Genomic DNA, 26,532 nt, shown 5'->3' with positions numbered 1-26,532 from the left:
ATATGAGCACAACTTCTCTTTCAACCTCAGACCTGGCGCCGGTGATCGAGCGCCTGGCGACCGCCAATCAGCAGTTTGCCTATCACTACCCCGGCGACGTCACGACCCGCCAGCCGGTGCATACCGTGTATGGCGGCGCACATCTCTTCAAGGGCGACACCGCGCTCAAACTGGGCGGTATCGGCCTGCGTAACCTGGATGCCTACGCGCCGAATTTCGTGATCTTTGCCAGGGCGTTGGGGCTGCCGGGCGCCGCCACGCTGCCAGAGAGCAGCGCCGACATTGAACACCTGGCCGCCATCATCGAAAAGGACCCGCAGGCCGCCAGCTTCACGCACGAGCCGGCCTGGATGGCGCATACGGTCCACAAGCGCGTGCGCGCGAAGCTGCAAACCGAGCCGGTGGAAGATTACCGCGTGGACTTCGAGGATGGCTATGGCAACCGGCCGGACGAGGAGGAAGACATCCATGCCATGAGCGTGGGCAAGGAACTGGCCGCGGGCATGGCGGTCGGAACCCTGCCGCCGTTCATCGGCATTCGTGTCAAGCCGTTCACGCAGGAAAGCTACAAGCGCGGCGTGCGCACGCTCGATCTCGCCATCACGGCCCTGGCCGCGGCCAGCGGCGGTGAGGCGCCGGCCAACTTCGTCGTGACCCTGCCCAAAGTGACCATTCCAGAGCAGGTCTCTGCACTGGCTGACTTGCTGGACATGCTGGAGGCCAGGAACGGTATCGCGCCCGGCGCCATCGGCATGGACTTGATGATCGAAACGCCGCAGGCCATCATCAACCACCTGGGTGAAAACACAGTCAATCACCTGGTGCGCGCCGGCCGGGGACGCGTGCGCTACTGCGCGTATGGCACCTATGACTACACCGCGCTGTGCAACATCACCGCACACTACCAGACCCACACGCACCCCGCGTCCGATTTCGCCCGTCACGTGCTGCAGGTCAGCCTGGCCGGCACCGGGGTCAGCATCAGCGACGGCGCCACCACGGTCATGCCGATCGGCCCGCACCGCGCCACGAAAGACAAGCCGCTGACCCCGCAGCAGGAGGCCGAGAACCTGGCCGTTGTTCATGCCGCGTGGAAGCTGCACTATGACAACATCGGGCATTCCTTGCGCCACGCCTATTACCAGGGCTGGGACCTCAACCCAGCGCAGTTGCCCGTGCGCTACGCGGCCGTCTACACCTTCTTCCTGGAGAGCCTGGAAGATGCCAGCCGGCGCCTGAATCGCTTCGTGGACGCGGCCGCGCAGGCCACCCTTAGCGGCAACATGTTCGACGATGCCGCCACAGGTCAGGGTCTGCTCAACTTCTTCTGCCTGCGGGCATTGCCTGCCCCCCCGGGCCCCCCCCCGCGGGGGGCGCCCCCCCCCCCCGCGGGGCCCCGCCCCCCCCGCCCCCCCCGCCGCCCGCGCCGCCCCCCGGCCCCCGGCCGGGGCCCCCGGCACCCCCCCCCCCCTCCCCCGTGGTGACAGGGTGGCGCACTTATCCACTCCAAGAGGTAAAAGCTGAATCAGCCTTTACCAGCCACAAACGGCGATGGCACACCGGTTCGTTTGATCTACGATCAAGAAGCCGATATGCTGGAGATCTTCTTTGCCGAAAACGAACCTGCCACCGGTATCGAATTGACCGATCACATCATTCTGCGTTTCAGGCAGAGACGCGGTGCTTGCGTCCATTTTCGATTCTTACAGAACACTGAGTTCGGGCGCAGCCCGTGGACAAGCTGGATCAGATTCCCAAGGGAGAGGCCTGAGCTCTCACTCAGGCGTCTCCCGGTGCGAAGGCCCGTCACCTTGTGGATTGCAACCGCTGGTGCACTCCGACATGGGTGGTATGGGGATACCTGATCTGAACTCCAGGATGAATGTTGCCCCATGATCTGTTCCGCAGAACGGTGGAGTGTCTTATGCAGGAAGAAACTCAGCATATGCTCGCTGAAGGTTTGCAGCGTTGGGAAGCCGGTGATCTGGCTGAATCCATCCGGCGGGCGCCGGAGCGGCCGGAAACTCAGACCGTCCAGCGGCTCTTCACGCCGCTGGATGCCGGCCCGCAGCCGCCGCCGCAGGCTGACCAGGAATGGTACCTGGAGCGCCTCGGCTTTCCGGGTCAGTTCCCCTTTACGCGCGGGGTGCAGCCCACCATGTACCGCAGCCGCTTCTGGACTATGCGCCAGTACGCCGGCTATGGCACGGCCGCCGAAGCCAACGCGCGCTTCCAATACCTGCTGAGCCAGGGACAGACCGGTCTCAGTGTCGCGTTCGATCTGGCGACGCAGATCGGTTATGACAGCGATGACCCGCTTGCCGCAGGCGAGGTGGGCCAGGCCGGCGTTGCCATTGATTCGTTGGCCGACATGGAAGCCATGCTGGATGGCATCCCGCTGGACAAGGTCAGCATCAGCATGACCATCAACGCGCCGGCGAGCATTCTGCTGGCGATGGTGATTGCTGCGGGTGAGAAGCGCGGCGTGCCGGCCAACAGGCTCACCGGCACGATCCAGAACGACATTCTCAAGGAATATGTCGCGCGCGGCACCTACATCTTCCCGCCTGGCCCCAGCGTGCGCCTGGCCGCGGACACCATCGCCTACTGCGCCCGTCACGTGCCGCGCTGGAACGCGATCAGCGTCAGCGGTTATCACATTCGCGACGCCGGCAGCACAGCCAGCCAGGAAATGGCGTTTGCCATCGCCAACGCCATGTCGTATGCCGACGCGGTGCTGGCACGCGGCGTCAACATTGACGACTTTGCCGCGCGCATCTCCTGGATCTTCAACACCCAGAACAACTTCTTCGAGGAAGCGGCCAAATACCGCGCCTTGCGCCGTTTGTGGGCCACCATTCTACGCGATCAGTACGGCGCACAGAAACCGGCCAGCATGACGTTGCGCACCCATGTGCAAACCGGCGGCGCCACGTTGACCGCGCAGCAGCCGCTCAACAACATCGCCCGCGCCGGCTTCCAGGCCCTGGCCAGCGTCCTGGGCGGCATGCAGAGCCTGGCGCTGAGCTGCTACGACGAGGCGCTGGCGCTGCCCACCGAGGAGGCGCAAGCAACCGCCCTGCGCACTCAGCAGATCATCGCGCATGAAATCGGCGTCACGGAGGTGGTTGATCCCCTGGCTGGTTCATACTACGTGGAAGCGTTGACCGACCGGCTGGAGGCCGAGGCGCGGGCGCTGATCGAGAAAATCAAGGAGATGGGCGGCTCGATCCAGGCCATCGAAAGCGGCTGGATGCAGCAGGAGATCGCCGATAGCGCCTGGAAATACCAGCAGGCCGTGGAGAGCGGCCGCCAGGTCATCGTGGGCGTCAATGCCTTCCAGGCGCCGGGCGAGGAGCGCCCCGTCGGCATCTTCCGGCCCGACCCAGAGACCTACCGCGTGCAGCACACGCGCCTCGAACAGTTGCGATTGCAACGGGACAACGCCGCGGTGACCGCCGCCCTGGCCCGGCTGCGCAGCGTGGCCCAGGCGCCCGGCGGCGCGGAGAGCAATCTGCTGCCGCCTATCCTGGATGCCGTGCGCGCCTACGCCACGCTGGGCGAAATCTGCGGTGTGCTGCGCCAGGAATGGGGCGAATACACCCCGCCGACCGTCATCTAAGAAGAGGCCGGGTTTCTCGCAGAAACCCGGCTTCTGTTTCGCCTCACGCCACGTAGGTGCGCAGCAGGGTGGCCGGCGTGCTGGCACGCACCGTGAATGCGCCGAGCGCCGCGGGCAGCAGGGTGAAGCGCACCGCGGCCAGCGGCAGGCCGGCGATGATCGCCTGACCCGCCAGTACACCCCAGATTTCCAGGCTTTCCCCATCGCAGACGCCGTCGAAGCTGGCCCCCGGCGCCATGATGACGCGCTCGGTAACGAAATAGCGATTACGACACAATTCCCAGCGCTGCACGCCGTTGACATCTGCCAGCAACTGCGGTTGGCCCACTGCCGGCTCCACCTGCCCAAAATCAATCACATCCAGCGCCTTCTCTACGTGCAGGGGGCGCGGCTTGCCATCCCCCCCGACGCGATTCCAATCGTACACCCGGTAGGTCGCGTTGGAGTTTTGCTGAATCTCGGCGATGAGCAGTCCGCCCATGATCGCATGCAGCGTTCCGGCCGGCACACAGACATGATCCCCGGTCTTGACCGGCAGCACGTGCAGCAGCGGCTGCAAGCGGCCCTCATCCAGGGCCTGGCGGAATTTGGCGGCATTGGCGCCCGCCCTGACGCCCAGGATCAGGCGTGCCTGCGGTTCGGCGTGCAGGATGACCCACATCTCCGTCTTGCCCAGTTCATTGCCTTCATGGGCCAGCGCGTAGGCGTCATCCGGGTGAACCTGGACCGACAACGGCGTTTGGGCATCGAGGAGTTTGACGAGGAGCGGAAATTTGCCGCGCGCCTGCGCCCAGACGCTGCGCCGCCCGATCAGGTCCAGCCCCAGGGCCTGCTGCACCGCGGTCAGCGGTTGGCCGGCCAACGGGCCGTTGTCTACGATCGTGGCGCCGTCCACGTGCCCGGCGATTTCCCAACTCTCGGCCACAGGGCCGGCCGGCGGGAGTTGACGTCCCAGCTTCGCCAGGTTGCGTCCACCCCAAAGATAATCCTTCAGGACCGGGGTGAATGTCAGCGGGTAGAGGTTCATAGTGGTTTTCTTGTTGCGTGCTTGTGCTGGCGCGGGTGTGTGTTGACCCAGACGCCAGGAGCGGGTCAGGGCGATTTTCCGAACAGGCGCCTACTCGTGGTTGATCTCAGAGTCTGTGAAAATATCTCCGGGGTGCGTAACACCCCTGCGATGGCATACCGCATGTGGTAGTTTTCGAACACCAAGCCACTACAGGTTGTGGTCATGATGCCACCTCCGAACTGCCGCCAGGATATTTTCACAGACTCTCGCCGCGCAGCAGTTCGACCGGTTTGCCCTTGACAATCCTGAAATGATCGAAATCGCTGGCCACGCTGGTGGCAGGGAAAATGGCTCGTGCCTCGTCGAGGATCTGCTGCGGGTGGTAACGCCGTGAGAGGTGGGTCAGGATCAGTTGTTTGACGTTGGCGGCCGCGGCCAGGTGCGCCGCGTCGGCCGCGGTCAGATGACCAAACTCGCGCGCCAGCGCCAACTCATCCTGGCAGTAGGTGGATTCGATCACCAGGGCATCGGCCTGGTCAGCAATCTCCGCCAGGCCTGTGGTCTCCCCGGTATCGTTGATGAAAACCAGCTTGACCCCTTTGACCACCGGGCCGAGCACGTCATCCGCGTGAATGACACGGCCATCGTCCAGCGTGATGCTCTGTCCATCCACCAGGTGACGCCGCACCGGGCCGGCCGGCACCCCAAGCGCCGTGGCCTGCTCAGCCAGAAAAGGACGCCGCGCCCGCTCTTCGAACACGAAACCGAAACAGTCCGGCCCGCGATGGCTGACCGGAAAGGCGCTGACCACGAAATCGCGTGTCGCCAGCACGGGGCCGTTTTCCAACGGATTGAGCGAAACGGCCATTGGCAACTTGGCCGCGCCAAAAACTACCCGCAAAAGGCCCTCGATGCGCTTCAACGCCGACCGTCCTCCGAAAATGTCGAGCCGGTCGAGCGTTTCCCAGCGCCCCAGGGTGGACGCCAGCCCGCCCAGGCCCAGGATGTGATCGAGATGGCCGTGCGTAATCAAGATGCGATCCAGTCGTTTGAAGCCCAAACGGCTGCGCAAGAGCTGGCGTTGCGTGCCTTCGCCACAGTCAATCATGAACCGGTATTCGCCATGCATCACCACCGCGGACGACAAGCCGCGCTGAACCGACGGCGCTGATGCCGACGTACCCAAAAACACCACCTCGAACATGTGCAACCTTTCTTTCAAGCAAATCGTTATCAGATTATACCACCGCGCCAATGAGCGCACAAAGCCCCGCGCCTGGTCAACAGCCATTTCAAGGGCATTCACCGCAGAGATCGCGGAGGACGCAGAGAAATCGCACCTTACGAACCGCTCTCTGACGCACACTATGGTAGAATAGCTCTACGATGAACATGGGGTACACGGATCAACATGGATTTCTAGTTAAGCGCGAAGTCCTGGACTCGGATGAGCCGAAAAGAGGTCCGGGTCCAACAGGATAAGACCATGGATTTTCACAGATGAACACAGATTATCCTGCCTTTGCGCCTTTGCGTCTTGGCGGTCAGACATGCCGGCATCGGCGTCCAGCCCTTTACTGTCCGGGGCAATGGCTCCTTTTTTGCGCAGCCATTTCGATCTTGCTGGGGCTGTTGGCAGCGCCCGGTTTTGCTGCGACGATTCCGCTCGAATCGGCGCCCGCCGGCCTGACCGTGATGCCCACGCCCACCGGGACGCCAACGCCGCTGGCCCCGGCGGACTGGCTGCGAGAGGGCCTGCGCCAGCAGCACAACGGCAACCATGCCGCAGCCCGCGCCGCCTTCACGACCTTCCTCAGTCGCGCCCCACGTGATCCCCAGGCCGCAGATGCGCTTTTCCACCTGGGCGAGAGCTTTCAGGCGGATGGCCTGCACGCCGAAGCCATCACCGCGTTTCAGGATTTTCTGCGCCGTGCGCCCACCCATGCGCGCCGCGCGGATGCGCAGTTTCACCTGGGCCAGGCTCAGCAGGCGCTGGCGCAGTGGGAAGCGGCGCGCAGCGCCTATCAGGACTATCTGAAAAACGGTTCACCCTGGCTGGCGTACGATGTGTATCAACGCCTGGCCGAGATTGCGGCTGCGCAGGAGCAGCCGGGCGCGGTGACCGCGGCCTATCAAGCGGCAGTCAGCGCGGCGCCCAATCGCGTGCTGGCATTACGCGTGCGCGAGCAGTGGGCCGCGTATGCAACGGGCCGCGCTGATTTTGCCGGCGCCCTGGCGCAACTCGAGGCGATTCTGACCGTTGCGCAAAATGCACCCTACCAGGCGGAGATGCACGCCCTGGCCGGCGACGCCGCCTGGAGTCTGGGGCAGCGCGCGGCCGCGGAAAAGCACTGGCGCACGGCCATCGCCCTGGCGCCGAGCAGCAGCTATGCCTACCAGGCGCTCATTCACCTGGTGGACAACGATCTGCCGGTGGACGCGTTCACCCGCGGGCAGGTGGATTACGACAACGGCGCGTACCAGCCTGCCATCAACGCCCTCGAGACGTTCCTCGCCGGCCAGCCGGGTGAGCGCCGCGGCGCCGCCCTGGCCCTCAGCGCACGCAGCTACCAGGGCCTGGAAAACTACCCGGCCGCGCTGGCCACCTGGGATCGCTTGCTGAATTCATACCCGAACGATGCGGCCTGGGCGAGCGCGTGGCTGGGCAAGGCCGAGACGCAGCGCTTTGCCAACAACCGCAGCGGCGCCATCGCCACCCTGCGCACCTTCGTGCAGCGTTTTCCCAAGCACGCGCAGGCGCCGGATGTTCTGCTGGAACTGGCCCGCCAGTTGGAGCGCAGCGAAGATTACCGTTCGGCTGCATCCTACCAAGCCTTGTTGGCTGACTCTTTCCCGCAGCACAAGGCCGCGGCCAATGCCCTCCTGCGCGCCGGCATCAATCGTTATCGTCTCAACGAAGTCAGCGCCGCGCTGACCCTCTGGCAGCGCGGGCTGAAGGATTACCCGGCCGCGGCCGAAGCGCCGACCCTGCGCCTGTGGCTGGGCAAGGGACTGCTGGCGCAGCGCAAACGCAGTGAGGCGTTGACTGCCTGGCAAGCCGTTGTCAATCAGGCGCCGGAGAGCTACGCCGGGCAACGGGCGCGCACCCTGGCCCTGCAGGCCGGTCTGGCGTTGACGGTAGAAGCCCGGTTTCTCGGAGAAACCGGGCTTCTGAGCCAATCCGACGATGGCAGCCGGGCCTTTGCCGAGCGCTGGCTGCGCACCTGGGCAAAAACGGGCAGTGGGGTGACGGACCTGGCCCGCCTCGATCAGCGCATCGGTCGCGATCAGGATTGGCAGCGCGGACAGGCCTACCTGGCGCTGCGTCTGCGCGGGCCGGCGCTTGAGGCTCTGGAATTGGTGCGGACGCGTTATTGGAACGATCCCCTGTTGGTGTATCAACTGGCCCTTGCCTTCGAGGAACTGGGAACGTACCGCCTGAGTGTGATCAGCGCGGCGCGGGTGATCGCGCTGGCGCCCGGCAAGTCGGTCAGCGACACGCCGATCTTCATCCAGCGGCTGGCCTATCCGCAGCATTTCGCTGACCTGGTGGCTGAAGAGGCGACGCGCTTTGCCGTTGACCCGCTGTTGGTTTATGCCATGATTCGCCAGGAAAGCCTGTTCGAGCCAGGCGCGGAAAGCTCCGCCGCGGCGCGTGGCCTCATGCAGGTCATTCCAAGCACCGGCCGCTGGATTGCCGGCGAGTTGGGGATGCTCGATTTTCAGGAGAGCGATCTCTACCGCCCTTGGATCAGCGTGAAGTTTGGCGTCTTCTACACGATGCGCGGCTTACGCGCGGCCAATGGCAATGTGGCGACTGCGCTCACCGGCTATAACGCGGGGCCGGGAAATGCCAAGTTCTGGCGCGACCGCAGCGGCCCGGATGAGGACCTCTTCTACGAAACCATCTCTATTGCCGAGCCGCGCGCATACCTGAGCCTGATCACCGCGCATCTGGCTCATTACACGCGGCTTTACGGTTCTCGGTAGCAGAGATTTTTTCACACAGGGACACCAAGACACAAAGGAGTATTCTCTGGCGCCCAAATTTTGCCTCTTGACAGAGCGCCGCGGCCGTGGTATGCTGTAATCAGTTACAAGCCTGCCCCCCGCCTTCCGAGTCGTCTCTCGCCGCCGGAAGTCCCTGGCGAGAGTTCTCTCTCCCGCCCGCGACCTCCTTACAGCAGTCAGGAAAATGTCCCTGACCCCATCCGTTTCGATTGCTGCACGAAAGGAGTCCGTTGTTATGTTACGCCGCTCTTCTATTTTCTCTTTTCTATCTACTACTTTCTCTTTTCTATCTTCTACTTTCTCTCTCCTCTCTTCTCGACATTCTGCTCGCGGCCGGCTCGCGCCGCGCCTGTCGTCGTTGGTTCATCTGTTGGTAGTATTCAGCCTGCTCTTTTCCACGGCGGCTGCTGCCCCCCCCAGATAAATACCGCTACTAAATTCATGTCCCCTGATCCCAATTTCGATCTCATTTCCGATCCCGATGCGACGCCCGCGCCTGCGCCGGTGCAGTTGACGCTGGCCGCGGCGCCGCAGCAGATCGAGCCGGCCGGGGTGGTGACCTACACGGTGGTCATCACCAACACCCTGGCCGACCGCGCCCTGAGCGGGCTGGTGGTGAGCGATACCCTGCCGCTGGAATTGGCCTACTGGCCGGCCGGGGAGGGGAATTTCAGCTACCTGGAGGCCGAGCGCCGGCTGGAATGGGTCATCGGCCAACTGGCCGCGGGGGCAACGCTGACCGGCACGTTCCAGGCGCAGGCGCTGGCGGAGGTCAGCGGCCAGGTCATCACCAACACCGCGGCCCTGGTGGGCGAGGAGGTGGGCGCGGCGGTGGCGGCCAGCGTGGCGATCACGATCACCGCGACGCCCTGCCTGGGTGAGGACTGTGCGCCGACGCCCACGGCCACACCGACGGATGCGCCGCCGACCGCGACGCCGACGCCTGAGGTGCCCTGCCTGGGGTTCGAGTGTACGCCAACGCCGACGGCCACACCCACGGATGTGCCGCCGACCAGCCACACCGACGCCGACGCGGCCTGCCCTGCCAGGATGATGAGGAGTGTACGCCGACGCCGACGCCCACCGCGACGCCGGGGCCGGGGCTGGATGAGGTGTGGCTGATGCCGGGCGGAGAGCCGGGTGCTGCTCAGCGGATGGGCGGGTGGTGGTGGAGGTCCGGCCGGAGCGGTCAGTACACCAACCATGCTGCGCTACACGCCGCACGAGAGCGATCCCGATCAGCCGGCGAACCTTGATTTCCTGTTCGAGCTGAGCGCCACGGAGATCTCGGGGCTGCCGGTGACGCAGTTTGCGGTGGGGTTGACGCTGCGCTATCGCGATCCGGCGGCCGGCGATGAGCAAACACCCTGGCCGCCGGGCGCTTCGCTGTTCTACCAGGATGCGGCCGATGGGCGCTGGGTGGTCTTGCCGACGAGCGTGGATCAGGAGCAGAGGGCGCTGACCACCACCCTGACGCACTTCACGCTGTTTGCGCAAGGCAACACCATTGTGCCGGAACCGGCGCCGGGGATCGAAGGGGTGCAGTCGCAGTTGTACAACGGGGCCTGGACCGTGAGCTACCCGATCGCAGCGCCGCCGGGGCCGGGTGGACTGACGCCTGGGCTGAGCCTGGACTACAGCAGCCGCAGCCTGGCCGGCGACGGACATCATCAACTGGCCGGGTGGGGCTGGGACATCGGCGGATTGAGCTACATCTTGCGTAGCCTGGACACGGGCAAGTACACCCTGACCCTGAACGGCGTGACCCATGAATTGGAGGAACACGGCGGGACCTTCTACAGCGTGCAGGACCCCTTCCTGAAGATTCGCCGGCCCACCGCTTCCAACCCTGACTATCCAACGATGGAATATTTCGACCCCAGTACGCCGACGCCCTTCAGGACGATTGATTTGCCCCAAACGCCAGGGGAGTACAACCGGGACAACCTGGTGTGGGAAGTAACGACCGAGGGCGGCATTACCTATCACTTCGAGCCGGCGCTGTATGTGCGTGACTGCAGTGGCGGGGATTGGACGCCTTCGGAACTGCGGGTGGTGCATCGCTTCACCAAGTGGGTGTTGACCGAGGTGCGCGACACCACGCCGACCGTCCCCAATCGCCTGACCTTCAACTATGACTATGAAGGCACACGGCAAGCGGGGTCCCAGCCAGCAGTCTGCTCGAACCACGACTACACGGCCGATGAGCTCATCCAGGTGCGCGCGGCGCGGGTGAAGGAGATCAGCTATGGGCCAAACGGCATCTTCAAGCTGAAGCTATTCTATCTGAACCGGGAGGATCGGGCCGAGCACTTCGACGAGACCGGTTACCAGGTTTTCTGGACACGGAAATACCTGCAGCGGGTGGAGGTAATGGCCAACAATACGCTGCTGCACAAGGCCGTGCTGGGCATGACTGCATTCACCAACCCGGAGGCGCCGTCGCAGAGCCGGCTGTACTTGAGTACGATCACGCGCTATGGGACCGGCAGCAATGCGCTGCCGCCAACCAGCTACACCTACGGCAGCGGCACGACGGATGGGCACATGGTGACGGTGAACAACGGCTACCAGGGGCGGGTGGAGATTACGTACGGCGGTTCGAGCGGCGGAATGGTAGTGCAGCAGGAGCGGTGGCGCGGGGGCGGGAGCGATCCCGACATCGTGACGAGCTACTGGTACACGACGACCTGGGACGAAGAGGCGGGGGGCTTTGCCGAAGCGGAAATGACGCTGGTGGGGAGCGGCGCCTTGATCGGCAGCGGTCAGCCGGACACGCGGCTGAAGCAATGGTTCCACACCACGACCAACCAGCACCGCTGGAAGGGCAGGTTGTACAAGACAGAGACGCGTGCAGGTTCCGGCGGCACTTTGCTGGCGCGCAGCGACCAGACCTGGAATGAGACCAGCGCGGGCACGCCAGGCGGAATGACCTTCGTTTATCTGCAAGACAAGACCGAATACGTAGTGGACCCGAACGGAACGAACCCGCCGCTGCGTTACACCAAGAGCGTCAACACCTACGATGCGGCGTATGGCAATCTGCTGTTGACCCGGCTGACCAGCGAGGCTGCGCCAACGACGCCTTACCGAACGATCAAGCGGGTCTATTACCCGCGTAATGACGGCACGACCTACATCGTCAATCGGGTGGCGGAGGAGAAGCTGTTTGCGGGGAGCGAAAGCGGGACATGTCAAGGGCAGACGCGCACCATCTACGACGACTACAGCGGCTATGCGGCGTACAACCAGGCGCCGAGGAATGGGCAATTGAAGGAGGTGTGGCAGGCGGGACAGGGGGGCGCGGCGTGTGACGCGAACTGGGTGCGGTTGGTGGCCTACGACTATGACCCATGGGGCAACCGTCGGAGCGAGACGGCGGCCAATGGCAGCGTGGTCACGACGGCCTTCGACAACACGTTTCATGCCTATGCGATGAGCGTGACGGTGCAGCCGGACAGTCAGTTGGGCGGCGCGACGCTGACGACGACTTACACGCGCTACGGCATGAATGCGACGGCGGGGGGCAGCGGGTTGGTGGGACAGGTGCAGAGCGAGACCGACGCCAACGGGGCGGTCACGCTCTACACGTACGATGCGTTTGGCCGGCTGACGGAGGTGCGCAAGTCGGGGGCGGGGTTCGGCAATCCGGCGACGGAGCAGATCGTCTACACGACTGACCAGGGGTTGTATGTGCAGCGGCATTTGCTGCGCGATGACGGCAACGGCGACGCCAGTGCGAGTGCGACCTACCTGGAGGAGCGCACGTTCTACGATGGGTTGGGGCGTGTGCGGCAGGTGCAAAAGGAGTACAGCAGCAGCCAGTGGAGCCTGGTGAGCCAGCGTTACGATGGGCTGGGCAGCCTGGCTGCGGCCTCGGCGCCGTACACGAGTACGGTGAGCGGAGTGACGTACCGGGCGGTGAACTGGAGTGGGCTGGCCGCGACGCAGTCAACGTCCGATCGGTTGGGGCGCATCAACCAAGTGACGCAGCCGGATGGCAGCAAGACCTGTACGTTCTACCAGAATCGGCAGACCGCGGTGATTCGTGAGCAGAGCACGATCCAGGGCAACGATATCACCTACAGGTACTTGCAGGCGCTTGCGGAGACCGATGCGTGGGGGCGGCTGCTGAGCGTCAAGGAGTACCTGGGGCAGGTGGGCAGCGGCACGGCCACGTGTCCGACGCCAGCCTGGAATGCGAATGCGAACGGCGTGACGACCTATGCTTACGACATCGCCGATCGGCTGGTGCAGATGACCGGGCCGGATGGGGCGGTGACCACGATCACGTATGATCTGTTGGGGCGCAAGATGAGCATGAACGATCCGGACATGGGCGCGTGGAGCTACACGTACGACATGGCCGGGAACCTGCTGACGCAGACCGATGCGCGGAATGTCACGATAGGGTTTGGCTACGATGGGCTGAACCGGCTGACGCAGAAATGGCAGAGCGGCAGCAGCAGCGGGATGGTGTTGGCCGATTACAGCTATGATGCGTCCGATGGGGCCACGCAGTTCGGCAAGGGTCGGCGCACCGGGATGAGGGCGTATGTAGGCGGCGAGGTCAACAACAGCGCGAGTTGGACATACGACAAGCGCGGGCGGGTGACGGCGGAAACGCACACGATTGATGGGGATGCGTACACCGTCGGTTACACCTATGATTCGGCGGACCGGGTGCTGCGGGTAGTTTACCCGACCCAGAGTGCGGAGACGGTCAACGTGGCGTACACAGCGCAGGGGCTGCCGGGGCGGATGTACAGCAGTGTGGATTATGTGCGCAGTGGGAATGCGGTGTATGATGAGGCCGGGAGGCTGACGCAGTTGAAGCTGGGCAAGCAGAGCACCAACAACAATCCGGTGGTGCAGATGGCGTTCACCTACCATCCCTGGACAGCGAGCGGCGGACTGGGGCGCTTGCAGAAGGTGAAGGCAGGAACGTCGGCGAATGACAGCAGTTTGCAGGACTTGACGTATGGCTACGATACGGCCGGCAATGTGCGCTGGATCGTGGATGCGCGCAACAACGGTCAGCGGCAGTGCTTCAGCTACGACGGGTTGGATCGGCTGCTGAGCGGCTTCACGGGTGATGCGATTTGCGCGGGCTACGACGATGGGACCGGGAGCTGGGTGTACGATGAGAACTACAGCTACAACAACGCGGGGAACCTGATCAGCAAGACGGGGCAGGGGACGTACGGCTACGGGGTGGCGCAGGCAAGCACCTGCCCGGAGGGGGCGTTGGTGAAGAGGCATGCGGTGGTGAGCACAAGCAACGGCAGCAGTTACTGTTACGATCAGAACGGCAACATGCGGCGGCGCACGATCGGGGGGAACACCTACACGCTGACGTATGATGACGAGAATCGCCTGGTCAGCATCAGTGGGGCGGCGACGGCGAGCTTCGTGTACGATGCGGACGGCAACCGGGTGAAGAGCGTGATGAACGGGGAGACGGTCACCGCTATCGGCAATCTGTACGAGAAGAAGGTGGTTGGCGGCGCAACGACGCACACGAAATACTACTATTTCAACGGTCAGCGGGTGGCCGTGCGCGTGGCGGGGGTGTTGTACTGGCTGTTGCGCGATCACCTGGGCAGCACGACGGTGACGGCCAATGGCGCCAGCGGTGAGCGCACGGCGGAGTTGTGGTACAAGCCGTGGGGTGAGAATCGAGGGACGCCCTACCAGACGACGCCGACGACCTACCGGTTCACGGGTCAACGCGAGGATGCGAGCATTGGGTTGTATTTCTACAACGCGAGATACTACGACCCGGCGCTGGGGCGGTTCACTCAGGCGGATACGCTGATCCCCAATGCAGGAAATCCGCAGAATCTGAACCGTTACAGCTATGTCGGCAACCGACCCACCGTTTTCGTTGATCCATCAGGCTATGCGGCCTGTGCGGCCGGCGACATGACCTGTTGGCAAGAGGAATGGCGTTGGAAAGACCGCTGGTACAAAGCGCATGGCCACACCGGCGGAAATTGGTTTGGCAACCCTGGCAATCCCGAATTCGAGGATGAACAGATTCTGCGTGAAACCGTGGGCGAAGCGGGCATCAGCATCGCTGGCGTATGGGATTTCGCCTCTCAGTTGATCCCCATGGCCACCGGGATCGTTCGGTTCGGCAACAGGCTCAGCGGGGGTTTGGCGCAGTTACGAAGATTGCTCGGTGGGGGCGCTCAGATCAGGTCGGGATCATGTTTCGGCCATCCCTGTGCGTTGCCACCAGGCACCGATACTGTGCGCATATCCAATGCCGTGAATGATGCAACCTGGCTGATGCATACTGTCGTGCATGAACTCGCACACATCATTGACTGGCATAGCCACATCCAGACTGGAATCGGGCCTTACGGAAATTCCATGTATGGGCGTTTTTCAGATGTCTGGAATGAGAAACCCCTGACGAATTATGCCGCGCAGTCCCATTTCTATCCGGCAAGGTGGGATGTGTGGGCTGAGGCGGTAACGGTTTGGGTGTTCTCGGATAAAAATGCGAGTACTGGCATTTGGAGTAGCCCCAACATCCAGTTACTATCCAACATCGATCTCCTACAAGATTTAACGCTACAGATGGATCGCCTCACAGCCCTATTGGGTGGGAGGTGAACGCTATGAGTAAATTTGTAGCGATTCTCCTATTGAGCGTGATCCTGGCGGGTTGCGTCGGCATCGGTACAGCACAACCCGACTGCGACGAGATGTCTGCCTTGCGTATCAAGATTTCTACGGTAATGACACCGGAAAAGTTCAAGATGTGGGTGGAAGAAACTTATCATCTACCCTCTGAAGGCGTCACACTGACGCCAATTACGCAACTGCCGCAGTTGCACGCATATGTCGTGCGATGGCGCCAGAATAGCCTGTGGTACAGTGCAGGTTTCGAGGAAAGCATGATCACAAACATAGATGTAACAGCTGAATGGCTCTCAGCTGGAGATCTGATCGTTTGCCTTGGAGAACCTGAATATTATGCTGCCACCTATGGATTGACTGGCGAGGGGATGATGGAGCTTGACTTCAATCTGCTGTTTCTAGATCAAGGCGTTATCGCTGGTGGAGCGAAGTTCTATCCCACAAATACCGAACAACCGCCGGCGATCACAGATGATTTTCCTATCAATTCCTTGATGTTCAGGCAACCAGGCTCGGCGGATGATCTGCTTCAACGGCAATTCGGGCTGTACCCACAGGAAACCTATATCCGGATTGTGAACAGCTACAAGCCGTGGCCAGGATATTGGGACTCGATCAAAACAGAGCCCAAGATCCAGTAACAAAACTGTCAGACCCGAGAAGTTTGAATTGCCTGCAACTCCCTGTGCCAATGAAGCCTGGGCCAGTCTGGCGGTTGAACTAAGTCTGCAATTCACGCAGGGAGAATTGCACGGTGAGCAAAGCGAGTGTGGGGAGCACTGTGTACGGTGCGTCGTCGCCGGGGAATTGCCGGACGGGAACGCCTGCGACGAAGCCGCATGCGGTGCAGCAGGCTGGCAGCAGCAACGTCTACAGCTACAACTGCAACGGCAACATGACCGGGCGCACGGTGGGCGGCGTGACCTACAGCCTGGTCTACGATGCGGAGAACCGGCTGCAGCAGGTGAAGCAGGGAAGCACGGTGCTGGCCAGCTACACCTATGACGCGGACGGCAACCGGGTCAAGGCGGTGATGGGCAGCAGCACGACGGGCGGATTTTTGCCACGAATTACACGAATTGACACGAAGGCAGAAGCTCGATTCGTGCAAATTAGTGAAATTCGTGGCAGAGAAAGCTGGGCGGATCTTTGCCACGAATTGACACGAAAGGGTCCTAAAATCCGTGCAAATTAGTGAAATTCGTGGCAGAGAAAGCCGGCCCGACTTTCGCCACGAATTGCACGAATTGACACGAAGACAGAAGCTCGATTCGTGAAAATTGGTGAAATTCGTGGCAGAGAAAGCTGGGCGGATTTTTGCCACATAGAACACAAAGAGCGCAAAGACGCCGCCAATCTGCGAATCTTCTGCCGTTGCTTTGTGTTCTATGCGTTCCTTGTGGTCAATCGTCCGCCCAATTCGGAATTGCTGCGCCCAAATTTTGCCTCTTGACAGAGCGCCGCGCGCGTATGCTGTGACCAGCCACAAGTCTGTCCCCCGCCTTCCGAGTCGTCTCCCGCCGCCGGAAGTCCCTGGCGTGAGTTCTCTCTCCCGCCCGCGACCTCCTTCAGCAGTCAGGAAAATGTCCCTGACCCCATCCGTTTCGATTGCTGCACGAAAGGAGTCTGTTGTTATGTTACGCCGGTGTTCTACTCTCTCTCCCCTCTCTTCTCGACATTCTGCTCGCGGCCGGCTCGCGCCGCGCCTGTCATCGTTGGTTCATCTGCTGGCGGTATTCAGCGTTATAGTATTGGGCGTGCTCGCAGTCGCCTGCGGACCTGTCGGCGACTCGTCGAGACGCCCTCCTCTACTACCGATGCAACCCCAGTCGCCGCTGCCTTCCGCAGTTGCACCGACACCTAACCCAACCGACGCCGCGATCTGCGCCAGGTATCCCACGCCACCCTATCCAATCAGTCTGACGCCTTGTCCTGACTACTTGACGCCGCCAGCCGAGCCTATCGAGATTTTCACCCCAGCACCGCGCCCAACCCCTATCGTGCCTACCGTCATCGTTGGACCACAGATGAGCACGGCTAGAGGTAATACCTTCAGGCCGGTATTCATTTCCAAAGACTACACAGGGTCAGGCGAGTTGTGCGATATGCGCCCATCTCCTGATGGGCAGAAGGTCGCTTTGCATCTGTGCAACACTGAAGGCATGTCACTGGTAATCATCGCTCCTGTGAGTGGGGGCAGAGCCGTGGGAGAGGCGAGAGGTGGTTGGTTCCGCGGCTGGTTTCCAGATTCCAATCAATGGCTATTGATGGGCGACCATTTGGAGATACTGAACAGTGACACAGGCGAGGCCCGCAGGATCACGCCCGAAGGTGAAACCGTGACCGACGCCGCCGTGTCGCCAGACGGGAAGGCCGTTGCCTACACGATCATTCAGGGTGACAGACTGAAGATCATCGACACAGCTGGCAACTTGCTCCGCGAGGGACTAGCTCCTTCACCCAGACCCGGCACCACGCCGGATCTTGTCACTTGGTCCCCTGATGGACAATTCATTGCTTACATCTGGGATCAGATCGTTGGTCAATTCAACAACTACGGACCGCTTTGGGTGCTTGACGTGCAGACGGGCAAGCAGTGGCAACTCAGCCCAGACGAAGTGTTTGACAGCTTTCCGACCTGGGCTCCCCAGGGTCATCGGATCCTTGTTGTTCGACGGGAGAATATGGATGACGAATCAGCTGACTTTAATCTAAACAAGTTGGTCAGCAACTTGTGGGTTGTGGATGCGGACACGCAAGAATGGCGACAGCTAACCAACCTCAATGGTCAAGGGGCTTGGTCACCCGTTTGGACGCCAGATGGGTCAGCGGTGGCGTTCATGTCGAATATGGGTAACCAACTAAACGGCTGGCTGATTAACGTCGACGATCGCAGCTTACAGCAATTGGCAGTCGACAGTCCAATAATGCCTCGCGCCTTGAGCGTGATACCGTAGGAGGTCTCCGAAAATGAAACACAGGACACGCCTCGCAGTTTTCTGCTTGTTGGCCGCTGCTGTGGTCATTTGCTCTGTGCAACCGCTACGGCTGGCCCAATCTCAGGGAGGTGAACCTCGCTTTTCATTTCCAAGCGCGCGACGTTTTGCTATCACGTCTTACTTTGACCATACTCATCCTGATGTGCTCTATAACACCATCGACGACGAGATAGCGGCTTATACCACTGAACGAGGGTTGCGTTCCAATAACTGCTTTGATTGTTTCTGGTCAGGGACCGTACAGGTTTGCGGATATTACACGGTTCTTCAAGACGCAGCCAACTGTGGTGCGGCTGGCGGACGACGTGTCTATTATGATATGCATCCGGCCATTGATTATGGCTTTCCCTTGAACACTGCAATCGCCGCCGCAGCACCGGGGACTGCCTTGCAGCGCGATATTCTGGGGTTCGCTGTTGTGATTGACCATGGGAACGACTACTTTACCAAGCACGGTCACGTTGACCGCAACTCCCGAATTGCCCACAATACTCAAGTAATCCGTGGGCAACAGATTGCGCTCAGCAGCAACACGGGTACAGGGGCGGCCCATCTACACTTCGAAGCCCGATACAGTGGCGAGGATGGCATCGTATTCGATCCTTACGGCTGGCGGGGACCTTGGTACACTGACCCCTGGAACCAACCATCTGGGCATACCGAGCCGTGGTGGCGCAGCGGCGACCCCATTCCGATGGGCTACCGTGATCAAAACCACAATACCCAGGGTCCCTATCAACTTACCGGCGTGATGGAGAGCAAATGGTATGAGCTGAACGGGTTGCCAGGTTCGCCCATTGGTAATCGAGGTAGCAACAATTGCCCTGGCACCTACGGCGACTGCCAGTTTTTCGAGAGAGGGTATCTCCGCTGGGATTACATCAACAATGTAACCCTCTATTACGACTACGCTTCAACCGTGATCAGTCAAGTGTTCTATTTTCAGACGAGCAACTGGAATACAACTCTCTCCATTCAGAATATCAGCGGCGTTTCGGCCCAGGTCAGCGTTATCTTTGTGGAAAATGGCCGCGTGGTAGACTCGCGCACGTATTTAGCCTTGCCCAGCGGCTCCACCTGGGTACTGAGCGCACAACATGCACTTCAAGATATGACCAGTAGCTTTGCGGGCGCCGCTGAAGTGTATTCCAACCAAACGTTTCAGATCACTGTGGCTCATCAACCTGCATTCAACAATACGTTCGTGTCAGCGATTATGAACAACTACTGATTGAGTAGTTGGAATGGGCATATAGGACATCGGACGCGAACCAGGAATTGTTTGATCTTATGTCCCACCTTTTCAATAGTCAGCGCGTGGCTGGGGTGTTGTACTGGCTGTTGCGCGATCACCTGGGCAGCACGACGGTGACGGCCAATGGCGCCAACGGTGTGCGCGAGGCGGAGTTGTGGTACAAGCCGTGGGGCGAGACTCGCGGGACGCCCTTCGGCGCGACGCCGACGAAGCGCCGTTTCACCGGGCAGGTGCTGGACGAGGTGGCGGGCGGGTTGTATTTCTACAACGCCAGATACTACGACCCGGCGCTGGGGCGATTCATCAGCGCGGATACGATCGTGCCTAATCCCCAAAATCCGCAAAATCTCAACAGATACAGCTACGTCGGGAATCAACCGACCGCCTATGTTGACCCAACAGGACACGCACACTGCGTGGACACAGATTGTGCAGTCACCTGGCATCCCACCAAACATCGCTATATGATCAGCCCTGGCGCGCCTGGTGTTCGCAGTGTTGCCAAGAGCATTGTCGCTGACTTGGGCGGGATCAACGATCTCGAAGCAATGGCTGTGATTTCTGACGTGGCGGCTGGCCTCTATCGAACTTGGGACCGTTTCATGCCTGAAATGGGCAAGATATTCACGGGATCGCCCGCTTACGGAACCTTCGGCCTGATAGCGCCAGCTCTCTCAACCATGCTCGGATTGGGAGGCGGCGGCTGTGCCGGCGTCGGTCGAGAACCGCACGATTGCCCAAGCAACACAGTCTACTTTCATGATACTGGCTTCCATTCGAACTTTCGTGATAGGCACAACCAACCGTATCATATCTGGGGGTACATCGCCCAAACGACGACACCTGGAGATACCATCAGTTTCGAACTGAACTTCACCCTATCTCAGTGGGGCAATCTCATACACGAGCAAGTGCAAAGCAAGCTCAACTGGGACAGCGGATGGGGTACCAGCTGGCAGGACTGGGTTCTTTCTGAGGCTGGGGTATTGATCGGTTACCAGATCACCTATGGCCTGATTACATCCCCTGTGGAATTGGGTGACACGCTCAGACGAGATCTCGGCCCACTGGGCCCTGGCAGCCGCGGCAGGCTTCAGCAGATGGAAGCGAACTACGGAAAATTGCGAGGTTCGCCATGAACAAGCAGATGGCTGCTGGCGAAACCACAGTGAACGGCATGAGCAGACGTTTATTCATCGTCAACCTGGCATTGTTGCTGGCGATCTCATGCGGATGCACCCTACCGATTTCGATCGCCAGGTTGCGAAAACCAGACTTGTCGAAATACACCACGCCCCTGGACTCGGAAACGATCCAGGATATCTGCATGAACTTCGAGATTAAGGACAACCGTTTATGCACACAAGATCGGCCCGTGTATGCTCCTGATTTCTTTCCGATTATTCTTTCGACATTCGAACGCGGGGTATCCACGCGTGATGATGTCAAAGCCAAGCTAGGGCGTTATGAGTATGGATGTGAACCACCCACCTATGTGCCGCGTTTGGAACTGACCTATTATCGTTGCGCCTACGATCTTAACGGTGATCGAGTATTTTTGTGGGGATTTGTTTCTGGATAACGATGTTGTCTGGCGCATGACCGGCACGATAGGTGATGATTAGTGGCCGCTGCACTTACAGAGAGATTGCGCCCCCATCATACATCACCCTGGTCTGTAATGCCGAGAACCGGCTGACTGCGATGTCCGGCGGCGTCACGGCCAGCTATGTGTACGACGGCGACGGCAACCGGGTCAAGGAGACCATTGGCCGGTTTTCGGCCACGAATTGTACGAATTGACACGAAAGGCCCCTGGAATTCGTGCAAATTAGTGAAATTCGTGGCTGATTCCGTCCTGCAACGGCAACATGACCGGGCGCACAGTGGGCGGCGTGACCTACACCCTGGTCTACGATGCGGAGAACCGGTTGCAGCAAGAAGATCAGCCTTTGTGTCTCCGTGTCTTGGTGTGAGCCAAAGGAGTTTTCATCCAAAGACGCCAAGATACAAAGAAGAAAAGGCATCTTGGTGTCTTGGTGTGAGCCAGCAGTGACTGTTGTTCTACATGGCGATGGTGTAGTAGACGACGGCAGCCACGATACCCAACAATCCGCCCACCACCACCTGCACCGGGGTGTGGCCCAGGAGTTCCTGCAGCGGCAGTGGAATGTTCATCTCGAAGCTGGAAGGCTGCTCTGGCGGCAAGTTGGAAGGCTGCTCGGGCGGTGTTTGGTCGGTTTGCTCCTCATCCAGGAAATCGGACAGGAGCCAGTTGAGAACGCTGGCATGGCGGCCGGCCGCACGGCGCACCCCGGCGGCGTCGGTCATCACAATCGCGGCCAGGATGGCGGTCACGGCAAAGAGTGCGCTGTTGAAACCGACGTGCAGGCCCACGGCGGTACTGAGCGAAGTGACTGAGGCCGAATGGGAACTGGGCATGCCGCCCATCCCAAAGAGGACGCGCCAAGTGATGCGCCGGGTAAACCAGAACTCAATCGCGGCTTTGATGAGCTGCGCCGCCAGCCATGCGCAGAAAACCGTCAGCAAAATATCATTGCGCAACAGCCCAGCCAGATTGTCAGAAAGTGTCGTAGCCCATCTCCTTTGCCTTGTGCGGGTCGGTCTCCTGACCTCTCGCTTCCCGCCGGTCCCCTGATCGGTCAGCGTTGCGAGGCGCACAGGGCAGCCCTTGACTTGAATTGTAGTCCAAACAGTCCCGCCGTCAAGCCGGGTTGGGCGCGGCCATCCGTAGAGGGGGGTCGAGGTGAGGTCACTTGTGGCTGGCGCCTGTTACCCGCAGCCCTTTGGGGTAATGATTCTTCACGGTCCCTCCGCTGCGCTTGCCCCAGCCCAGCGGGAAAGAATCCACACAGACCGCCAGCCAGCCGGCCGCACCGGGCGCAGTCAGCGCCTCGCCGTGCAAATAGGCCATCACGGCCGGGTCATCTGGCTCCAGGTCAAGCGTGCGCTGGAAATCGGCCTGGGTGAGGCCGAGGGCCAGGGCGTGACTCGGCTCCAGGCGCTCGCCGCGACCTTCGCCCAACCACCAGCCCGGTCGCAGCACGCGCAAGCCCGCCAGATCAAGCGTGGGCTCCGGCGCTTGGTACAGGTAGGTTCCGGTTTGCAGCAACGTGCCCGGCGGCTCAGCCACCAGATTGGCCGCGCAGAAGGTTTCCCAAGCGCGTTGGGCCGCGCGTCCTGGCCGGCCGGCGCTCAGCGCGCGCCGCGTGGGTGGAGGTGTCTCTGTTGTGGGGCGACGCTGGAGGAGCGCCAGGAAGTGTCCTTCCCCGGCGACGCGGTGCGGCCACAGCCGCGCGACCCCGGGCTGCCCTGCCAGCGGACCAAGTCCGGGCGCCCAACCGGGGACGATCGGCAGCGCGGCTAACTCGAAATCGGAATGGCTCTGCAAAAAATGTGCGATCACTCGTTCATTTTCGTCCAGGTTGAAGGTGCAAGTGCTGTAGACCAGGATTCCGCCGGGGCGCAGCAGAAGCGCGGCCGCGCCAGGATATCCATCTGGCGCAGCGCACAGCCGGCCACCTGCCCTGCACTCCATTCCACGCGCGCACCATCGGCCAGCAGGCGTCGGAACATCCCCTCGCCCGAACAGGGTGCATCAACCAGGACCCGATCGAAGAAGCCGGGCCAGCGTGCTGCCAGGCGTGCAGGTGTCTCGCTGGTGATGATGGCATGGCGTGCGCCCCAGCGTTCCAGGTTTTCGGCGACAATGGCGGCCCGGCCTGGCACGGTTTCGTTGGCGACCAACAGGCCCTGGTTTTGCATCAACGCGGCCAGGTGCGTGGATTTGCCGCCCGGCGCCGCGCACAAGTCGAGCACCCGTTCGCCGGGCTGTGGCGCCAGCACTTCGGCCACCGCCATAGCGCTCGGTTCTTGCAGGTAGTAGAGGCCGGCGGCGTGCAGCGGAGATTTTCCCAGGCTAAAATCCGCAGGAGATGCGGCGCCGGCGTCTATGCAGAAACCGGCCGCGCACCACGGTACGGGCGCCAGTGCCAACGGCGTCAGGCGATCCCTGAGCGCAGCAGCCGCCAGCTTCAGCGTATTGACGCGTAGCCCGATCGTCGGCGGCTGCGCATACGTCGCCTCGAACGCGTCGCGCTCCGCGCCCAGCAGTGGCGCCAATGCTGTCAGAAACCCGTTTTCTGCAAGAAAACGGGTTTCTGTGTGCGCTGGGTTGATTTCGTGTTTCTTCACTATTCCAGGAACTGTTATCGTAGGAGTTATTATCTCGGAGCCGTCATCTCGGAGTCGTTGACCCGACTGAGCACGGCGACGACATTTTGGCCGCCGAAGCCAAACGCGTTGACCAGCGCGTGATGAAGGGTTTTCTGGCGCGCCACGTCCGGCACATAATCCAGATCACACTCAGGATCGGGCACGCTGTAGTTCATGGTGGGCGGAATGATGCCTTCATGCAGGCTGAGCACCGCGCCAATGGCCGACAAGGCGCCCGCCGCGCCCAGCGTGTGGCCGATCATGGATTTGGTGGCTGTCACCGCCACGCTGTAGGCATGTTGCCCCAGCGCTTTCTTGATGGCGGTCGTTTCCACGGCATCGTTGAGCGTCGTGCCGGTGCCATGGGCATAGATCAGGTCAATGTCTTCCGGCTGCAGCCCGGCCGCCTTGATCGCGTTGCGAATGGCGCGGGCAGCGCCGTTGCCGCTCGGTTCGGGCGCAGTGATGTGATAGCCATCGCCGGTGATGCGGCCCCCGCGCACTTCGGCCAGCAGTTGCGCGCCGCGTGCGCGCGCATGAGCTTCGCTTTCCAGGATCATCACCCCGGCGCCTTCGCCGCACACGAACCCGTCGCGCTCCTTGTCGAACGGGCGACAGGCATGTTCCGGGTCATCATTGCGTGAGGAAAGTGGCCCCATGCGGGCAAAGGCCGCCATCGTCAGACGCGACATGGCCGCCTCGCTGCCGCCGGCAATCACCACATCGGCCTCATCGCGCTGGATCAGGTTGTAGCCCTCGATCAGCGCGTAGTTGCCGCTGGCGCACGCCGCGGTGGAGGTCATGACCGGGCCGCGCACGCCAAATTCGATCGAGACCACGCAGGCGACGGCGTTGGACATTACGTTGGGAACCAGGAACGGCCCGACCGAACGCGGGCCTTTTTCGATCAGACCGATCGTGCCTGGCTCCATCTCGGTGATGCCGCCGCCCCCGGTGTTCAGCAGCACGCCCACGCGCTCGCTGTTCTCCGGCGTCACTTCGAAGTGGGCGTCGGCCAGGGCCTGGCGCGTCGCTGCCACCGCCAGTTGAATGGAGCGGGCAGTGCGCCGGGCCGTCTTGCGATCCATGAACTGGCTGGCGTCGAAGTCCTTGACCTCGCAGGCAATGCGGACGGGCAGATCACTGGCATCGAAGCCTATGATGGGGCCGGCGCCAGATTTGCCCGCCAATAGGTTTTGCCAGTAGGTTGGCACATCGTTACCCAGTGCAGACAAAGCCCCCATCCCGGTCACAAAAACACGTGTCATGCCGTGATACTCCTCTCTCATGTCACAAATGATTTCGATCCATCTTGCACGCCCCGCTGGCGCCGGTTGAAAGACCGGGGCGGAGCGGGTTGCACCCTTGATGCAGCATTATCAAGCATCATAACGAGAAATGGATTACCTGTCAAAAAGTTGCGTCACTATCAGGGTGGTTCATGCCCACCTATTTGGGTAGGACGATGATACCTGACCAGGGCGAAAAGAAAAGTGACCCGTACTTGCCAGTCTGCAAGCCCCGGCGTACAATAGCCATTGCAATAGCAGCCGCATCATGTCTCGTGTTCAATGGCAAGAGGTTTAACTGTGTCATCACGTCATGCAATCCTGCGCCGCACATTTAGCGCGCAGTTTGGCGCCATGCCCATGTGGTTGGTGCGTGCGCCCGGTCGTGTCAACCTGATTGGCGAGCACACCGATTATAACGACGGTTTTGTGCTGCCGATGGCGATTGACCGCGATGTGCGCCTGGCCCTGGCGCCGCGCACGGATCGTCAGGTGCATGTCTTCTCGCTCAATTTCCAGCAGCACGATCGCTTCAGCCTGGACGACCTGCAATTGACGACCACAAGCCCCTGGGGCAACTATCTACGCGGGGTGGCGTGGGCATTGCAGGGCGCCGGCTTCGAACTGACCGGCTTCGATGCGGTGATGGAGGGCAACGTACCGATCGGCTCCGGGCTTTCATCGTCTGCCGCCACCGAACTGGCGACGGTGACCGCCTTTCGCGCCCTGGGCAACCTGACGCTCGACGCGGTGCAGGCCGCGCTCTTGAGCCAGAAGGCCGAGAATGACTTTGTGGGCGTCAAGTGCGGGATCATGGATCAATACATTTCATCGCTGGGCCAGGCCGGGCATGCCTTGCTCATTGACTGCCGCAGTCTCGGTTTCGAGGCCGTGCCCTTGCCGGCCGGGGTGCAGTTTGTCATTGCCGATAGCACGGTGCGCCGCGGCTTGGTGGACAGCGCCTACAATGAGCGCCGCGCCCAGTGTGAAGAAGGCGCGCGGCGCCTGGGCGTGCCGGCGTTGCGTGATGTCAGCCTGGCCGAGTTCGAGCGCCGCGCGCCGGCGTTGCCTGACCTGGTGGCGCAGCGTTGCCGGCATGTGGTTGCAGAAAATGAACGCGTGCTGCACAGCGTGGCGGCCTTGCGTGCGGGCGATGTGACGGCTTTTGGTCGCGATATGGACGAATCGCACACCAGCCTGCGCGATCTCTACGCCGTCAGCCATCCGGTCCTCGACACGATGGTGGAGGTGGCCCGGGCCGTGCCTGGCTGCCTGGGCGCGCGCCTCACCGGCGCCGGTTTTGGCGGCTGCACCGTCAGCCTGGTCGTCAACGCCTGCGTCCCCGCGGTGGTGGATGCCTTGCAGCGCGAGGTGGCGCGCCGCACCGGATTGACGCCGCAGATTTACCTGAGCGGCGCAGAAGCTGGCGCCGGCATCATCTTAGGCGAATGACGGGTCAC

At 61.5% G+C, this 26,532-nt stretch carries 18 protein-coding genes and 1 pseudogene; 14 read left to right on the top strand and 5 right to left on the bottom strand.

Going from position 1 to position 26,532, the window contains the following annotated elements; genetic code table 11:
* The first annotated feature begins 2 nt into the window (after positions 1-2).
* Positions 3-1,484 (top strand): phosphoenolpyruvate kinase, encoded by a 1,482-nt coding sequence (locus IPM84_00765; GenBank protein ID MBK9091325.1) that lies wholly within the window; start codon positions 3-5, stop codon positions 1,482-1,484.
* A gap of 461 nt (positions 1,485-1,945) precedes the next feature.
* Positions 1,946-3,622, top strand: coding sequence for a methylmalonyl-CoA mutase (locus IPM84_00760; protein ID MBK9091324.1), 1,677 nt, complete (start codon positions 1,946-1,948; stop codon positions 3,620-3,622).
* A 43-nt stretch (positions 3,623-3,665) separates the two neighbouring features.
* On the opposite strand, the gene IPM84_00755 is transcribed toward IPM84_00760, so the two are convergent.
* Complete coding sequence (locus tag IPM84_00755; GenBank protein ID MBK9091323.1) at positions 3,666-4,649, bottom strand: class I mannose-6-phosphate isomerase; 984 nt, start codon at positions 4,647-4,649, stop codon at positions 3,666-3,668.
* A 238-nt stretch (positions 4,650-4,887) separates the two neighbouring features.
* Positions 4,888-5,835 (bottom strand): ribonuclease Z, encoded by a 948-nt coding sequence (locus IPM84_00750; protein MBK9091322.1) that lies wholly within the window; start codon positions 5,833-5,835, stop codon positions 4,888-4,890.
* A 296-nt stretch (positions 5,836-6,131) separates the two neighbouring features.
* On the opposite strand from IPM84_00750, the gene IPM84_00745 reads away from it, so the two are divergent.
* The 11 genes from IPM84_00745 (at position 6,132) to IPM84_00695 (ending at position 21,350) form a co-directional block, all read left to right on the top strand.
* Positions 6,132-8,621, top strand: a complete 2,490-nt coding sequence (locus IPM84_00745) for a tetratricopeptide repeat protein (protein MBK9091321.1) — start codon at positions 6,132-6,134, stop codon at positions 8,619-8,621.
* A 462-nt stretch (positions 8,622-9,083) separates the two neighbouring features.
* A complete protein-coding gene (locus tag IPM84_00740; protein MBK9091320.1) occupies positions 9,084-9,764 on the top strand; it encodes a DUF11 domain-containing protein in 681 nt (226 codons plus the stop codon).
* 18 nt (positions 9,765-9,782) lie between these two features.
* Entirely contained in the window at positions 9,783-15,266 is a 5,484-nt protein-coding gene (locus IPM84_00735; GenBank protein MBK9091319.1) for an RHS repeat-associated core domain-containing protein, read from the top strand.
* Between the two features lie 5 nt (positions 15,267-15,271).
* On the top strand, positions 15,272-15,934 hold the full coding sequence (locus tag IPM84_00730) for a hypothetical protein (protein ID MBK9091318.1): 663 nt from the start codon (positions 15,272-15,274) through the stop codon (positions 15,932-15,934).
* A 113-nt stretch (positions 15,935-16,047) separates the two neighbouring features.
* Positions 16,048-16,488, top strand: coding sequence for an RHS repeat protein (locus tag IPM84_00725; GenBank protein MBK9091317.1), 441 nt, complete (start codon positions 16,048-16,050; stop codon positions 16,486-16,488).
* Positions 16,489-16,566: 78 nt separating this feature from the next.
* Positions 16,567-16,746 (top strand): hypothetical protein, encoded by a 180-nt coding sequence (locus IPM84_00720; protein MBK9091316.1) that lies wholly within the window; start codon positions 16,567-16,569, stop codon positions 16,744-16,746.
* A gap of 364 nt (positions 16,747-17,110) precedes the next feature.
* Positions 17,111-18,250, top strand: coding sequence for a PD40 domain-containing protein (locus IPM84_00715; protein MBK9091315.1), 1,140 nt, complete (start codon positions 17,111-17,113; stop codon positions 18,248-18,250).
* A gap of 13 nt (positions 18,251-18,263) precedes the next feature.
* Positions 18,264-19,523, top strand: coding sequence for a M23 family metallopeptidase (locus IPM84_00710; protein ID MBK9091314.1), 1,260 nt, complete (start codon positions 18,264-18,266; stop codon positions 19,521-19,523).
* A 59-nt stretch (positions 19,524-19,582) separates the two neighbouring features.
* Complete coding sequence (locus IPM84_00705; GenBank protein ID MBK9091313.1) at positions 19,583-20,686, top strand: RHS repeat-associated core domain-containing protein; 1,104 nt, start codon at positions 19,583-19,585, stop codon at positions 20,684-20,686.
* Positions 20,683-21,129, top strand: a complete 447-nt coding sequence (locus IPM84_00700) for a hypothetical protein (protein ID MBK9091312.1) — start codon at positions 20,683-20,685, stop codon at positions 21,127-21,129. The genes IPM84_00705 and IPM84_00700 overlap by 4 nt, the downstream gene beginning before the upstream one ends.
* A gap of 35 nt (positions 21,130-21,164) precedes the next feature.
* Positions 21,165-21,350, top strand: a complete 186-nt coding sequence (locus IPM84_00695; protein MBK9091311.1) for a hypothetical protein — start codon at positions 21,165-21,167, stop codon at positions 21,348-21,350.
* A 261-nt stretch (positions 21,351-21,611) separates the two neighbouring features.
* On the opposite strand, the gene IPM84_00690 is transcribed toward IPM84_00695, so the two are convergent.
* The 3 genes and pseudogenes from IPM84_00690 to fabF form a co-directional block, all read right to left on the bottom strand.
* Complete coding sequence (locus IPM84_00690; GenBank protein MBK9091310.1) at positions 21,612-22,124, bottom strand: divergent PAP2 family protein; 513 nt, start codon at positions 22,122-22,124, stop codon at positions 21,612-21,614.
* 196 nt (positions 22,125-22,320) lie between these two features.
* Positions 22,321-23,699, bottom strand: a pseudogene (locus IPM84_00685) (RsmB/NOP family class I SAM-dependent RNA methyltransferase).
* Positions 23,700-23,791: 92 nt separating this feature from the next.
* Positions 23,792-25,051 (bottom strand): beta-ketoacyl-ACP synthase II, encoded by a 1,260-nt coding sequence (fabF, locus tag IPM84_00680; protein MBK9091309.1) that lies wholly within the window; start codon positions 25,049-25,051, stop codon positions 23,792-23,794.
* Between the two features lie 303 nt (positions 25,052-25,354).
* On the opposite strand from fabF, the gene galK reads away from it, so the two are divergent.
* Positions 25,355-26,524, top strand: a complete 1,170-nt coding sequence (gene galK / locus IPM84_00675; GenBank protein MBK9091308.1) for a galactokinase — start codon at positions 25,355-25,357, stop codon at positions 26,522-26,524.
* Positions 26,525-26,532: the final 8 nt, after the last annotated feature.

The organism is Candidatus Amarolinea dominans (assembly GCA_016719785.1).
Lineage (GTDB): Bacteria > Chloroflexota > Anaerolineae > SSC4 > Amarolineaceae > Amarolinea > Amarolinea dominans.
The sequence above is the reverse complement of the archived record's forward strand: the minus strand, read 5'-3'. Positions and strand labels throughout refer to the sequence as shown.

Coding starts and splice junctions, on each gene's coding strand:
- IPM84_00765 (MBK9091325.1), top strand. CDS start 3: ATGAGCACAACTTCTCTTTCAACCTCAGACCTGGCGCCGGTGATCGAG.
- IPM84_00760 (MBK9091324.1), top strand. CDS start 1,946: ATGCTCGCTGAAGGTTTGCAGCGTTGGGAAGCCGGTGATCTGGCTGAA.
- IPM84_00755 (MBK9091323.1), bottom strand. CDS start 4,649: ATGAACCTCTACCCGCTGACATTCACCCCGGTCCTGAAGGATTATCTT.
- IPM84_00750 (MBK9091322.1), bottom strand. CDS start 5,835: ATGTTCGAGGTGGTGTTTTTGGGTACGTCGGCATCAGCGCCGTCGGTT.
- IPM84_00745 (MBK9091321.1), top strand. CDS start 6,132: ATGAACACAGATTATCCTGCCTTTGCGCCTTTGCGTCTTGGCGGTCAG.
- IPM84_00740 (MBK9091320.1), top strand. CDS start 9,084: ATGTCCCCTGATCCCAATTTCGATCTCATTTCCGATCCCGATGCGACG.
- IPM84_00730 (MBK9091318.1), top strand. CDS start 15,272: ATGAGTAAATTTGTAGCGATTCTCCTATTGAGCGTGATCCTGGCGGGT.
- IPM84_00715 (MBK9091315.1), top strand. CDS start 17,111: ATGCAACCCCAGTCGCCGCTGCCTTCCGCAGTTGCACCGACACCTAAC.
- IPM84_00710 (MBK9091314.1), top strand. CDS start 18,264: ATGAAACACAGGACACGCCTCGCAGTTTTCTGCTTGTTGGCCGCTGCT.
- IPM84_00705 (MBK9091313.1), top strand. CDS start 19,583: ATGTCCCACCTTTTCAATAGTCAGCGCGTGGCTGGGGTGTTGTACTGG.
- IPM84_00700 (MBK9091312.1), top strand. CDS start 20,683: ATGAACAAGCAGATGGCTGCTGGCGAAACCACAGTGAACGGCATGAGC.
- IPM84_00695 (MBK9091311.1), top strand. CDS start 21,165: ATGATTAGTGGCCGCTGCACTTACAGAGAGATTGCGCCCCCATCATAC.
- fabF (MBK9091309.1), bottom strand. CDS start 25,051: ATGACACGTGTTTTTGTGACCGGGATGGGGGCTTTGTCTGCACTGGGT.
- galK (MBK9091308.1), top strand. CDS start 25,355: ATGGCAAGAGGTTTAACTGTGTCATCACGTCATGCAATCCTGCGCCGC.